We start from the raw sequence: 13011 nt of genomic DNA, 5'->3' as shown, positions 1-13011 counted from the left end.
GTTTACGTTCTTGTTACACTAACTTTGTCTATAGCATATTTATCATAAATGAAAAAATACAGGCTACTTACCGGCACCATCATTTCGCTGTTTATGGCGCTGCTGTCTTTTTTGCCCCAAATGCTCCAGCCGGTGGCGCATGGCGCTGCTGCTATATTTGTAAACGTGGCCACCATTTTTGTTTTTGGCATGTCATGCTGGCTGGTAAACCAACACCTGTTTTTACGCAAAGACCTCCCATCTACCCTTCGGGGGCAGTTGCCGCGCATAGCTATTAGTTTCCTGTTTAGTTTTTTATTGTCTTATATCCTGCTGCATGTAATCCGCCACGAATTTGGAAGCGAACGTATCTTTTCAATCCGGCAATTTAGTGGCAGGCGGAGGCTCATTAACGTCATTATACTCCGCGGCATTTTTGTAAACGCATTTTTATACTTTATAGGCTATGTGCTGTACCTTAACGACCAAAACCAGCAGGCACAACTTGAGAACGGGCGGCTGAAGCACGAAAACCTCGAAGCCCGCCTGCATGTATTGCGCCAGCAGCTTAGCCCGCATTTTTTGTTTAACTCACTGGGCATATTAAATACACTTACTAACGATGCCACTGTGCGCAAATACATCATACAGCTATCGCACATTTACCGCTATCTGTTAGCCGGCCACGAAAACCACCTTGCCGGGCTGCGGCAGGAAATGGATTTTATTAATTCTTACCTCTACATTATTAAAGAACGTTTTGAAGATGCGCTGCAAATAAATATTGACATCAGTCCTGCTGACATGGACAAGAAACTACCGCCCGCCGCGTTGCAGCTGCTTATAGAAAATGCAATAAAGCACAATGTAGTATCGGCAGATGAGCCCCTTTTTATAACCATATACAGCAGGGGCGGCTATGTGGTGGTAAGCAATACCCTTAACCTTAAAATTAATGAAACCACCGATGCAAACGGCATAGGGCTGCACAACATAACAGAGCGCTATAAACTGCTATCGGGTCGCGAGGTGGTTATAGAACGCGATGCTACATCGTTTACCGTAAAATTACCGCTTATACTATGACTACCGTTTTAATAATAGAAGACGAGATAAAAACCGCCCGGCTTATAAAGAACCTTATTGAGGCAGACGATGAATTTACGGTAGCAGGTATGGTACCCTCGGTTAAGGGGGCGCTGGCGTGGCTGTCGCAAAATAGTCCCGGGCTTATACTCAGCGATATTCAGTTAGCCGATGGGCTTAGCTTTGAAATCTTCAGGCAGGCAGGCATACAGGTGCCGGTTATTTTTTGTACCGCATTTGACGAATATGCCATCAATGCCTTTAAAGCAAACGGTATTGACTACCTGCTAAAACCCATTGAAGAAGAAAAGCTGCAACAGTCATTGGCTAAATTTAAAAGCATGAAAGCTCTTTTTGCCCCTAAGGATGATTACAGCCGCCGCCTTGGCACGGCGCTTAACAAGCTGCACAACCCATATAAAACCACCATGCTCATTCACCACAGGGAGCGCATCATCCCGCTTAAGATGGAAGATATTAGCGTGGCGCATTCAGAAAACGGAATTGTTACCCTGTATGTAAAAGACACCATGCGCTATCATGTAAACCATACACTTGAAGAACTGGAGGCAATGATGGATCCCGCTATTTTTTTTAAGGTAAACAGGCAGTTTATTGTTAACCGTAATGCCATAGCAGGGGCAGAGCATTATTTTTCTCGAAGGCTGCTGGTGCGCGTAGCGGTAAAAGCCCCTGCAGAAATTATTGTAAGCAAGGCGCGTACCCAGGCATTCCTTAAGTGGATGGAGCAATAAAGCCCTGCGGTGTCCCATTCATATTATGATTTGTACCACTCGCATCAGTTTTCTTAAAATCTGATATAGTTGTAGGTAAATTTGGGGTATAACAATAAAAAATACAGGTATGTTTACATTACACACATTAAAATTAAAAGCGGTAATGCCCCTGGCAGGTGCGTTACTTATGGCCGCCAGCGTGATATCGTGCCGGGATGATGATAACACTGATTTAGAAACCGTTACCGAAGCAGAAGCGGCAGATGCCATTGAGGCAGCTGTTACTACTGATAGCAACGGCGTGGCACAAATGGCAGCAGGGGCAACCGCTGTTGCAGAAGATGAGGCAGTATATACAAACAGCCCGTTGATAAACTGCGGGCAGCTGTATACAGAGAACCACAACGCAACAGGTGCAGGCGTAACCTATTCTTATGATTACAGCGGTACGCATACATACCAGCTTACTTGCAGCGCACAGGGCTTTGCAGAGAGCTTTGCCTATACCTATGATATGGATGGCACTTATGAAACAGCCCGCATGTACAGCGACGATAATGCAACCGCTAATGTAGCCATAACAGGGCTTGCAGCCGGCATTCCGGATGCCCTGATAAACGGCAGCTATGTGCGTAACGGCTACCAGGAAAGCAAGGTGCGGCAGATGCGCCATTTTAACAGCCTCATAACCATAAATCTTGATGATGTAGTGGTTAACAAAACATCGCGTCAAATTACCGGTGGTACTGCTTCGGTAAGCATGACCGGTACAGGAAGCGCCGGCAACACGTTTTCATATAATGGCACCATTACCTTTAATGGCAACCAGTCTGCCACCCTGGTTATAAACGGCACTACATACAACATTAACCTGTAATCGTTAGCTATGAAAAAGAATATTTATATAAAGTTTGTACTCCTGTTGCTGGCTTTTAACACAGCAGCGTTCGCGCAGGATAAAGTAACTACCGGCGCAAAGAATATTACCGATGCCCAAAAGGGGCAGCTTAAGCTCGATGATGCACAGTATAAAAAAGTGTATGACATTAATATAGCGTTTCTTACTGATTTGCAAGCAGTAAAATCATCAGGCGAGGGGCGGATGGCCAAAGCTAAAACACTTAAGGCCATAGACAAAACCCGCGACGAAAAAATGGAAGCGATACTTACACCGGTGCAGTATAAAACATTTCTTTCTAAAAAGAAGGAGAACCGCACGAAAATGAAGGAGTGGTACCAGGAAAATAAGAAAAATTAATACAGCCCGGGCAAAACGTCCGGGGTTTTAAATTTTTTAAAAACCTGGCAAGTCTTCTTTGCCTATATATCTGCGCAAATTAACACCTGCTATGAATAATAATAACATGTGGCTTAAAACCGTTCGGCACTTGCTTTTTTCCAGAAATAAAACATATCGGTAGGCACGCTATGGCCCTCAAGCATACAGCCCGGTGTGGGCTCAGGATAAGTTTGGGCATAGGTTTTTATCGTGGTACGGTCTATACGCATGCTTACTACGTCGCGCCCTACATCGTCAGGGTGTTTTATGCCTGCACTGCTCATTAGCTCTAAGGCGCTTTTTACCGTTTCATGCTGGTAGCGCGCCACGCGCACACTCTTTTCTTCGGGTACCAGGCCTTTTACAAGGGCAGGGTCTTGTGTTGCCACGCCGGTAGGGCAGGTGTTCAGGTGGCACTCCAGCGCCTGTATGCAGCCCAGGGCAAACATCATTCCGCGTGCCGAGTTACATAAATCGGCTCCTATTGAGAGCGCCCTTATAATATCAAAACCTGTAACTACCTTTCCACTGCATATTATTTTTATCTGGTCTTTAATACCGAAGCCGGTAAGGCAGTCGTATACAAAGGCCACGGCATCGCGCAGGGGCATGCCCACGTGGTCGCTATATTCCTGCGGTGCCGCGCCGGTACCGCCCTCACCACCGTCAACACTAATAAAGTCGAGGTAGGTTTTTGTCTGCACCATTGCCTTGCAAATGGCTATAAATTCGCTTTTATTGCCTATACATATTTTCATGCCTATGGGCTTGCCCCCGGAGCCTTTGCGCAGCAGCTTTACAAAATCCATCAGTTCCAGAGGGGTACTAAAGGCGCTGTGCGAAGGTGGCGACACTATGTCGCGGCCTTTACCCACTATGCGTATCGCGGCAATTTCGTCGGTTACTTTTTCTTTAGGCAATATACCGCCATGTCCCGGCTTTGCCCCCTGGCTGAATTTTATTTCTATCATTTTTACCTTATCCAGCGCCGCCCTCTTTGCATACTCGTCATAACAAAAGTTACCGTCGCTGTCGCGGCAGCTAAAGTAGCCGGTACCTATGTTCCATACCACATCGCCACCCGGCTCAAGGTGGTAGGGCGAGAGGCCACCTTCACCTGTATTGTGAAAAAAACCGCCCATTTTTGCCCCGGTATTTAAGGCCAGTATGGCATTTTTACTTAGTGAGCCATAACTCATGGCACTTATGTTAAAAAGGCTTGCTTCGTAAGGCTGCGTGCATTGCGACGAACCTATGCGCACCCGTGGATGCTCATTTGTATGCGAAAAAGGTATGGCGCGTATGCTGTGGTTTATCCATTCATAGCCCTCATTATACACGTCGAGCTGGGTGCCAAAGGGTGTAGTATCCGGTTCTTTTTTACTGCGCTGGTAAATAAGGCTGCGCTGCAGGCGGTTAAATGGTTTTCCCTCAAGATCGTTTTCTATAAAGTACTGGCGTATCTCCGGCCCTATAGATTCCAACAGGTAGCGCATACGACCCAGCAACGGAAAGTTGCGGCGTATGGTTTTTTTAGACTGGTACATATCGTAAAGCCCCATAAATATAAGAGGCAGAAATATAAGCAACAGCAGTATAGATTTTATGTTTATATAAGATAGTAAAGCAATTACTGAGAGTGAGGTAACGCAAAAAAGAATAAATATTTTTCTCATAACGAGGTTAAAGAGGTTTACAGCAAAATTAAGCAAATATTTATTTTGCATCCCATTTTACACCCAAGTTAAAACAAGGTGTCGTAAAATAGTTAAAACTTTTAACGCTTAAACTTACGTTAACGAATAATCGTTAGAATACAAAAGAGATATAATTTTATAAAAAAATGAAAAAGATGAAAAACATGATTAAAGAGACGTATCCACTTTTTGCCAACACTTGCGGAAAAATTTTTAATGACCACGTTGTTTTTGCTTCCTCAATGAAAGAGAGATGTTTTAAGCTAAAAGAAATCAGTAAAATAAGTTTTAAAAAACGGTACGAAACCGGGAGTATATTGTTTGCCCTTCTTCCGGCTATACTCTTTTTTGCAGCCTACTTTACTAATAAAGACGATACTTTTGTTAAGTGTATGTTTATTACACTCGGTATTCTGGGCATTGCTGTTTCACTTTATAACGCAAAAGTAAACTACACTCTTAAAATTGTAGCGGTAAATGGAAGCAAATGTTCAATATCCGTTTGGGAAGGCAACAAAAATGACGCGCAAAAGTTTGTACAGAGTGCTAATGCACTTATTGAAAAATACCGGAGAGATTTAGCAAAAGTAAATGACTTTACTACTGGCCATGCTATGGCAAAACCTATTGCTATAAAAATAGGGTAAATTAAAACCTATATCCTATGCGCAAGTGCAGGTCAAGCGCTACGCCTTCCGTTTCGTCATAATATTTTTTGTCGTTGCCCAGCAATGTGTAGTAGCCTATGCCTATACCGGCTTCATAATTAAATTTGCTTTGGCCAATGTTCCTGCGGATACCCCATTTAGGAACGAAACCAAGAAAGGTTGCCATTTTAGCGTCTTCCTGGGTAGAATAGAGCACCAAATCCGGATTGCACCGAACCGATACAGTAAAAAAACTTGCCGCGTTGCCGCTAACATTACGCCCCTTGCCGGCACGCTTTTCAATGTTATAATAATAGCGCGGCTCCAGGTTAATCATCGGGAGGACCGACCATTCAGAATCATCAGGCCTTATTGTAAAACCAGGTTCCAGGCCTACTTCAGTACGCAGGGCAATATGGTTGCTTAAGCCGTATTCGTTATTTGCATACAGCCCCAGGAAGCCAGTTTGCACATTAAAAACTGATTTTTCTACAGTGGCGGCGGGCGCATCCTGCGCATGGGTAATGGTAATACAGAAAATAACTGCGGCAATGCATATAATGCGTTTCATACAGGTTAGGTTTGGTTAAAAAAAAGTCCCGCAAATGTATATTGCGGGACTGAGTTGTCAAAGTAAATTACAGTATTATTTTATGTTCATTTTTTTAGCCAGGTCTTTTGGAAGCCCGCCTTTGTTCAGCAGTATCGCTGTGGTTTTTAGCTTTACAAAATTTTTGGTCATATACATATATCCCTGGTAATCGTTACTGGCTCCCCATGAGTTCTTTATAATGTAATATTCTTTGCCGTTTTGGTCTTTGCTAAGGCCTACTATGTGCATGCCGTGGTCATCGGTAGTGTCATAATTGTCAAAAGCCGCCTGGCGCATTTGCTCTGTTACATCAAGTTCTGCTTTTGGGCCTTTAAATATATCTTCTTTTTCTTCTGCCGTCATGTCGTTAAAATCTTTAGAGGGCAGGTATGCCACACCATTTTTCCAGCTAAAGCCCTTGTCGCTAACATCGCCTGCCCAGCCCACAGTATAGCCGTTTTTAAGAGCGTTGTCTATAATAGCGGTAAGGTCATTCATTTTTACATTGTACACCATGTCGAGGCTCCAGTTGTCTGGTACCATAAGCACAAAACGGTCGTAATACGGGTGGTCTGAAAACGACGAAATTTCCACATAGTCATCAGCATTAAGGCCTATAACCTCTTTAGCGAAGGTTTGCGGCGTATATTTTTTACCTTTATAATCAAATGATTTTGGCACTTCCCCCAAGTAGGAGTCAATAACCGCGGTGTAGGCTTTTTGCCAGTTTGGTGTAAGCTCGCCGTTAGGGTTTTTTACCACGGCAGCAAGCAGGCCTTCATTAATGGCGGCCATTTCGCTAAACTTGTTTTTAGTGGTGCCATAGTTAAGCCCGGTATACTGGCTTTGCGGCAGCGCGCCATATTTTTTATACATGTTTATAACATCGTGCAGCGCACCGCCGTCGCCCAGGGTAATGGCGCCGTGCATACGCACATAGTTAACGCCTTTTTCTATATAGGCATTGCGCGCCGTATAAATCTGCGAAATTTCTACAGGCTCTTTGCCCATGCGTATCATTTCGCTCTCCAGGAACGAATTTGCCGAGTAGCTCCAGCAGGTTCCGCTTGAGCCCTGGTTTTTAACCGGTGTACGCTCTATATTAATAACATCTTTAAAAACAAACGCATCTTTACTATTAGCGCTTTGATTGCTTTTTACCGAATTTATAAGGTAATCCTGGGCGTAGCCAGCCTGTAGCCCGCCTGTGAGCAGCAGTGCGGCAAAAAGCGGTTTAATCATCAGCTTTGTCATAACTTGGGTTTTTATATTCATTTGTGTTTGGGCTGCTAAAATACTTAAAATTTATTAATAGTTAAGTAATTATGAAAAATCTGTAATGAATTTGGTTGCTGGTCGTTGGTTGCTGGTTGCTGGTTGTCAGTAACTTCACTCAGTACGATAACCATGCTAATGTAGCTCCCGATAACCATCAACTAAAAACCAATAATGGGTGTAGCTCCCAACAACCAACACCGCCCACCAATAACTAAAGCGTTTCCTTCAGCCATTTAAAATATTCCCGCTGCCATATCAGGGCGTTTTGCGGTTTCAGCACCCAGTGGTTTTCATCGGGAAAGTATAAAAAGCGGCTTTTTATGCCCCTTAACTGCGCCGCCTGAAACGCTTCCTGCCCCTGGCCTATCGGCACACGGAAGTCGGCACCACCCTGTATAATCAATATGGGCGTGTTCCATTTTTCCACAAAGTTTATGGGGTTAAACTGGTTGTATGTTTTTTGGGCGGCGGCATTGTCTTTTTCCCAATAGGCGCCACCGTTTTCATGCTGCGTAAAAAACACCTCTTCGGTGGTGCCATACATGCTGTGCAGGTTAAACACCCCATCATGGGCTATAAAAGTCCTGAACCTGTTGTTGTGTATGCCTGCGAGGTAAAACACCGAGTAGCCGCCGTAGCTTGCGCCCACCGCGCCCAGCCTGCTTTTGTCTACATAAGGTTCTTTAGCCACATCGTCTATAGCGCTCAGGTAGTCGTTCATCACCTGGCCGCCCCAGTCTTTGCTTATGGCGGCGTTCCACTCCACACCGTGGCCGGGCATGCCGCGGCGGTTAGGTGCTACCACAATATATCCCTGTGCTGCCATGAGTTGGAAATTCCACCGGAAACTGTAAAACTGGCTCAGCGCGCTTTGCGGGCCGCCCTGGCAATACAGCAGGGTAGGGTATTTCTTTTTGGCATCAAAATTTGGCGGAAGTATTACCCATACCAGCATCTTTTTGCCGTCGGTAGTGGTAACATAGCGCTTTTCGGTCCTGCTCAGGGTTATGGTTTTATAGGTGGCATCGTTTACATGGGTAAGCTGTTTCCAGGTTTTCTTTTTCAGGTTGTAGCTGTACAGCTCTGTAGCGTGGTTCATGTCGGCACGCTCTACAATTACATTACCCTCGCTAAAGCCTTTAATGTGGTTCACATCAAAAACGCCCTCTGTAACCTGTTTTACCGTAACGGCAATTTTTGTCTTCCCGGGAAAGTTGACTTCAAAGATTTGCCTGGTGCCATCGGTAGCGGCAATAAAATAAACCGACTTACCATCGGGGCTCCAGGTAAATTCATCTACCGTGCCATCCCAGTTTGCGGTCAGGTTCATGTCTGTGTTGTTATAACGCACAATAATGTCATTCTTGTCGGCTTCGTTGCCTTCCTCTTTCATCTGTGTCCAGGTCAGGTAGCCCTGCGGCGAAAACGCCGGCTGGGTATCGTAGCCGTTATTGTCAGGCGTAAGGTTTACGGTTTTCTTTGTTTCAAGGCTGTATTCATACAGGTTAGTATCGGTGCTGATGGCATAGTCAGTCCCGGCTTTCTTTTTGCATACATATATAATGCTCTTGCCATCGGGCGCCCAGATAAAATCTTCATCGCCGCCAAAGGGTTTTTGCGGGGAATCATACGGTTCATTGGGCATAATGTCTATAAAGCCTTCCCTGTTTTCTATAGGATAATAGCATACATGGTTGTGGCTGCCGTTGTTCCAGGTATCCCAGTGACGGTAGTCGAGCCCGTTGTAAATCTGCACAGTGCTTTTTTCAAGCTCCGGGTAAAAGTCGCTACCTGCTACTTTTTCTACTTTTATTTCGTTGCTTGTAAGTACGAATTTTCCATCCGGAGAGATATTTTTATCGGCTACCAGGCCATCGGTTTTCTCCAGCAGGGCAGGGGTGCCACCCCCTATCGGGATGCTGTAAAATTTAGAGTCCGATTTATTCTCAATTACATTGGGTTGAGAAACTTTATAGATGATTGACTTGCCGTCTTTACTGATGCCTACAGTGCTCAGGCGGCCCAGGCTCCACAGGAGTTCAGGTGTCATTGTTTGTTGTGCCGAAGCGGTTACTGCCATGATGCTTAGTGTTAACAGGAGAATTTTTTTCATTGTTTTATGGGTTTTCAAAAACTTTTCCAAAAATAGCGAAACTTGGAGGATTTAGGTGCGGATTGGCCAATTTACATGCATCCATTTAAAGGGATGGATGGAATGGAGAAATAAAAGCGCAGAAATAAAAAAACGAACCCTTTTGGAGTCCGTTTTAAAAAAGTGGAGAATATCGGAGTCGAACCGATGACCTCTTGCATGCCATGCAAGCGCTCTAGCCAGCTGAGCTAATCCCCCGTTTTGCGTGGGCAAATATAATATAATTTCTCAGCAAATAACAAACTTTTATTAAAAAACATTTCAGCCTAAAACCCGCCCGTTTTTAACCAGCCTGTAATGCTCAGCCGCTCGCGTTTTACAGGCTTTACCTCGTGTTCCAATAGCTGGCTTTCAAATACTACGAGCCTGCCCGGCAGCGGGTACACGTCTACACATTTTTCGGTACCGTCGGGCTGTGGCAGGTAAATGGCCAGTTCTCCGCCATATTCCGGGTTCCAGTCTTCATCGTTCAGGTAACATACAATGGACAGCTTTCGGCTGCTGTCGTTCTGGAACGTGTCTAAATGGCGTTTATAAAAAGCGCCTTCGGGGTATACCGCATAATGAAATTCCTGCCGGGCAATACCCATATAGCAGGTGCGGTTAAGGTACTGCACAAAGTCGTTTACTTTATTGAAAAAAATACCCTCGGGCGCATCGGTATCGGTTTCATCCAGCCACAGAATAAAATCGCCCCTTATCGCCGCAACCACCTGTGTGTTTACGGTATTACCTATAGCCGATTTCTTAAATATATCCTCCTCATACTTAGCCAGCAGGCTGCTTCGCAGTATGCCGATTTCTTCTGCGGAAAAAAAATCGTCCACCACACTATAGTGCTGTTGCAGCAGCCCGTCAATTACTTTTTCATACAGCGGGTTTAGCTCAAAATCACTCATAAATAATCTTTTGATTTTCGGCTCAAAGATAGCCTGAAAAGCAATATAATGATACTACCTTTTATTTACTAACTTTGCAGCTTCAAAAACAACGCCATGAGCAACATCAGGATTACAAAACAGTTTAATTTTGAAACCGGGCACGCCCTGTATGGGTATGACGGAAAGTGCAAAAACGTGCACGGCCACAGCTATAAGCTGTCGGTTACCGTTATAGGCAGGCCCATTACCGATGCTACTAATGTAAAGTACGGTATGGTTATCGATTTTACCGACCTCAAAAAAATAGTGAAAGAGCAGATTGTAGATGTTTTTGACCACGCCACCGTATTCAACAAAAACACCCCGCACATAGAGCTTGCCAAGGAGCTGAGCGAACGCGGACACGATGTGATACTGGTAGATTACCAGCCCACCAGTGAAAATATGGTAATAGATTTTGCCGGTAAAATAAAGCACCTGCTGCCACAAAATATCACCCTGCATTCGCTCAGGCTACAGGAGACCGAAACCTCTTATGCCGAATGGTACCAAAGTGATAACCTTTAAGTATGCCTAAAGTTATTTAGTGTGAAGTGTTCAGTAAACACCATGTATTAATTTGAAATTGATATATTTGTGAGAAGGGTTTTAGCTATTTGCTAAAACCCTTTCTTATATATCAAATAGTAATAAAATTAATTTATGGATTCCGCAAACGTTTTAAATAAACTTCTTTCTCCTGTAATAGTTACCGCCGCTTTGTGTTGCGCCCAGGCAGGTTTTGCGCAGCAAAGCACCTCGCCCATACGGCTGAACCAGGTGGGGTTCTTCCCCGATGCTAAAAAGATAGCAGTACTGGCCAATAATACAGCCAGCAATGAATTTTATATTATTTCAGAAAAATCTAAAGATACTGTTTATAAAGGGCAGCTGTCGGCACAAATTAAGTCGGACTATTCATCCCTTACTACAAAAACAGCCGATTTTAGCACCGTTAAAAAGCAGGGTAAATACTATATGTTTATTCCGGGCGTGGGCAATTCCTATACCTTTTCAATAGATAAAAACGTGCTTGAGGATGTGTCAAAATCAGTAATGAAAGGGTATTACTACCAGAGGGCCGGCATGCCCTTAGAAGAAAAATATGCAGGTAAGTGGCATCGTGCGGCTGGCTACCCCGATACTAAGGTTTTAGTACATCCTTCAGCGGCAGGCAAAGGGCGCCCGGCGGGTTTTGTAATTTCGTCGCCTAAAGGCTGGTTTGACGCGGGCGACTATAACAAATATATTATTAACTCAGGCATTACGGTAGCTACCTTGCTTTCTGCATATGAAGATTATCCTGAATATTATAAAAAACTAAACCTTAATCTTCCCGAAAGCGGTAATGGGCTGCCGGATATTTTAAATGAAACGCTGTATAACCTCGACTGGATGCTTACCATGCAGGACCCTAACGATGGTGGGGTATATGCAAAATGTACCGATGCCGACTTTAATGCCATGATACTGCCCGAGCTGGCTACGGGCACCCGCTATGTGGTGCAAAAAAGTACCCCCGCAGCCTTAGACTTCGCCGCAGATATGGCCTATGCTGCGCGCGTATTTAAGGCATTTGAAAAACAGCTTCCCGGGTATTCGGACAAATGCCTTGCCGCGGCAAAAAGCGCGTGGGACTGGGCTGAGCAGCATCCGGATGTATATTATGACCAAAATGCATTGAATAAAAATTTTGACCCTGATATTACAACCGGAGGATACGGTGATAAAAACATCAAAGACGAATGGCTTTGGGCGGCTACCGAATTATTGGTAACAACCAAAGACAAGCAGTATACCAAAGTGTTTAATGAAAGGATTAATGATGCTGTGAGCATTCCCGGGTGGAGCAACGTAGGGATGCTGGCCCATTACACCATATTAAAAAACCAGGACAGTGGCGTATTTTCTGCTGTTGTGATTGATAAAGTTAAGTCGGCTGCAATAGCAATGGCGGACAAATTATTAGAAAGCGGCAATAAAGCTTTTGCAACCGTTATGGGGCAGTCTAAGGGAGATTACAATTGGGGCAGCAATTCGGTCGCGGGCAACCAGGGTATATTGCTTTTAAAAGTGTATGCTATGACCCGCGACAAAAAATACCTTGAAGGCGCGCTTGCAAATGTTGATTACCTGCTGGGCAGGAATGCTACCGGATATTGTTTTATAACGGGTGCAGGTACAAAGCCACCCCTGCATCCGCATCACAGGCCTTCGGAAGGTGATGGTATTGTGGAGCCTGTTCCCGGCCTGGTTGTAGGCGGCCCAAATCCCGGCATGCAGGATAAAAGTTATTACCCTTTTACAGAACCCGAAACCGCGTATACTGACATTGCGGAGTCGTATGCTTCAAATGAAATTGCCATTAACTGGAACGCACCCGTAGTATATTTATTAAATGGTGTAAACTTTTATTATTAGTATCCATTGTTAATTCGCCTATTTATCCACGTATTCCGTTTTTTTATGGCACCTGCCTTTGGCCAACGCACCTGCCAGATTTATACCGCAGATATTCGCAGGGCCAGCGCAGAGATTCACAGAGACTTTTAAATTAGATTGCGCTTACAGCGCGAGGACACAAAAGCTGTGTGGGTATAGTATGCGTGCGGCTTTTGTCACACCAAAGGTGTCAATCTTTTTT

12 protein-coding genes and 1 tRNA gene are annotated in these 13011 nt (G+C 44.5%); 7 read left to right on the top strand and 6 right to left on the bottom strand.

The annotated features are described in order from the left end of the window. Positions 1-48 precede the first annotated feature (48 nt). The 4 genes from ACLI09_RS06800 to ACLI09_RS06785 all read left to right on the top strand — a co-directional run bounded on the left by ACLI09_RS06800 (position 49) and on the right by ACLI09_RS06785 (position 3060). Positions 49-1065, top strand: a complete 1017-nt coding sequence (locus tag ACLI09_RS06800) for a sensor histidine kinase (protein ID WP_411418845.1) — start codon at positions 49-51, stop codon at positions 1063-1065. After that, positions 1062-1820, top strand: a complete 759-nt coding sequence (locus ACLI09_RS06795) for a LytR/AlgR family response regulator transcription factor (protein ID WP_411418844.1) — start codon at positions 1062-1064, stop codon at positions 1818-1820. Before ACLI09_RS06800 ends, ACLI09_RS06795 begins: the two co-directional genes overlap by 4 nt. Before the next feature lie 109 nt (positions 1821-1929). Continuing rightward, positions 1930-2679: a hypothetical protein gene (locus ACLI09_RS06790; protein ID WP_411418843.1), complete on the top strand. Its 750-nt coding sequence runs from the start codon at positions 1930-1932 to the stop codon at positions 2677-2679. A gap of 9 nt (positions 2680-2688) precedes the next feature. Then, entirely contained in the window at positions 2689-3060 is a 372-nt protein-coding gene (locus ACLI09_RS06785) for a hypothetical protein (protein ID WP_411418842.1), read from the top strand. A gap of 113 nt (positions 3061-3173) precedes the next feature. Here ACLI09_RS06785 and ACLI09_RS06780 read toward each other — a convergent pair whose 3' ends face one another. Beyond that, positions 3174-4757 (bottom strand): FMN-binding glutamate synthase family protein, encoded by a 1584-nt coding sequence (locus tag ACLI09_RS06780; RefSeq protein WP_411418841.1) that lies wholly within the window; start codon positions 4755-4757, stop codon positions 3174-3176. 167 nt (positions 4758-4924) lie between these two features. Between ACLI09_RS06780 and ACLI09_RS06775 the strand changes: the two genes are divergently transcribed. After that, positions 4925-5425 carry a hypothetical protein gene (locus ACLI09_RS06775; RefSeq protein WP_411418840.1) on the top strand — a complete coding sequence of 167 codons (501 nt, stop codon included), beginning with the start codon at positions 4925-4927 and terminating at the stop codon, positions 5423-5425. Between the two features lies 1 nt (position 5426). Here the strand turns inward: ACLI09_RS06775 and ACLI09_RS06770 are convergent, their stop codons facing one another. From ACLI09_RS06770 to ACLI09_RS06750, 5 genes are all read right to left on the bottom strand, one after another. Then, complete coding sequence (locus tag ACLI09_RS06770) at positions 5427-5996, bottom strand: hypothetical protein (protein ID WP_411418839.1); 570 nt, start codon at positions 5994-5996, stop codon at positions 5427-5429. A 75-nt stretch (positions 5997-6071) separates the two neighbouring features. Continuing rightward, entirely contained in the window at positions 6072-7271 is a 1200-nt protein-coding gene (locus ACLI09_RS06765) for an aminopeptidase C (protein WP_411418838.1), read from the bottom strand. Positions 7272-7506: 235 nt separating this feature from the next. Beyond that, complete coding sequence (locus tag ACLI09_RS06760; protein WP_411418837.1) at positions 7507-9408, bottom strand: S9 family peptidase; 1902 nt, start codon at positions 9406-9408, stop codon at positions 7507-7509. A 163-nt stretch (positions 9409-9571) separates the two neighbouring features. Beyond that, positions 9572-9645, bottom strand: a tRNA-Ala gene (locus tag ACLI09_RS06755). 68 nt (positions 9646-9713) lie between these two features. Beyond that, positions 9714-10346: a 2OG-Fe(II) oxygenase gene (locus tag ACLI09_RS06750; protein WP_411418836.1), complete on the bottom strand. Its 633-nt coding sequence runs from the start codon at positions 10344-10346 to the stop codon at positions 9714-9716. A 96-nt stretch (positions 10347-10442) separates the two neighbouring features. On the opposite strand from ACLI09_RS06750, the gene ACLI09_RS06745 reads away from it, so the two are divergent. After that, positions 10443-10895 carry a 6-pyruvoyl trahydropterin synthase family protein gene (locus ACLI09_RS06745; RefSeq protein ID WP_411418835.1) on the top strand — a complete coding sequence of 151 codons (453 nt, stop codon included), beginning with the start codon at positions 10443-10445 and terminating at the stop codon, positions 10893-10895. A 135-nt stretch (positions 10896-11030) separates the two neighbouring features. Next, a complete protein-coding gene (locus tag ACLI09_RS06740; RefSeq protein ID WP_411418834.1) occupies positions 11031-12788 on the top strand; it encodes a glycoside hydrolase family 9 protein in 1758 nt (585 codons plus the stop codon). Positions 12789-13011 lie beyond the last annotated feature (223 nt).

This window comes from Flavobacterium sp. RHBU_24 (genome assembly GCF_046613695.1).
GTDB lineage: Bacteria > Bacteroidota > Bacteroidia > Flavobacteriales > Flavobacteriaceae > Flavobacterium.
Note: the sequence above shows the minus strand (reverse complement) of the source record. Positions and strands in the feature narration are given on the sequence as shown.

What these genes read in the sequence shown, in the direction of transcription:
- ACLI09_RS06800 (WP_411418845.1), top strand. Translation starts at nt 49, where the DNA reads ATGAAAAAATACAGGCTACTTACCGGCACCATCATTTCGCTGTTTATG.
- ACLI09_RS06775 (WP_411418840.1), top strand. Translation starts at nt 4,925, where the DNA reads ATGAAAAAGATGAAAAACATGATTAAAGAGACGTATCCACTTTTTGCC.
- ACLI09_RS06795 (WP_411418844.1), top strand. Translation starts at nt 1,062, where the DNA reads ATGACTACCGTTTTAATAATAGAAGACGAGATAAAAACCGCCCGGCTT.
- ACLI09_RS06790 (WP_411418843.1), top strand. Translation starts at nt 1,930, where the DNA reads ATGTTTACATTACACACATTAAAATTAAAAGCGGTAATGCCCCTGGCA.
- ACLI09_RS06770 (WP_411418839.1), bottom strand. Translation starts at nt 5,996, where the DNA reads ATGAAACGCATTATATGCATTGCCGCAGTTATTTTCTGTATTACCATT.
- ACLI09_RS06745 (WP_411418835.1), top strand. Translation starts at nt 10,443, where the DNA reads ATGAGCAACATCAGGATTACAAAACAGTTTAATTTTGAAACCGGGCAC.
- ACLI09_RS06750 (WP_411418836.1), bottom strand. Translation starts at nt 10,346, where the DNA reads ATGAGTGATTTTGAGCTAAACCCGCTGTATGAAAAAGTAATTGACGGG.
- ACLI09_RS06760 (WP_411418837.1), bottom strand. Translation starts at nt 9,408, where the DNA reads ATGAAAAAAATTCTCCTGTTAACACTAAGCATCATGGCAGTAACCGCT.
- ACLI09_RS06740 (WP_411418834.1), top strand. Translation starts at nt 11,031, where the DNA reads ATGGATTCCGCAAACGTTTTAAATAAACTTCTTTCTCCTGTAATAGTT.
- ACLI09_RS06780 (WP_411418841.1), bottom strand. Translation starts at nt 4,757, where the DNA reads ATGAGAAAAATATTTATTCTTTTTTGCGTTACCTCACTCTCAGTAATT.
- ACLI09_RS06785 (WP_411418842.1), top strand. Translation starts at nt 2,689, where the DNA reads ATGAAAAAGAATATTTATATAAAGTTTGTACTCCTGTTGCTGGCTTTT.
- ACLI09_RS06765 (WP_411418838.1), bottom strand. Translation starts at nt 7,271, where the DNA reads ATGACAAAGCTGATGATTAAACCGCTTTTTGCCGCACTGCTGCTCACA.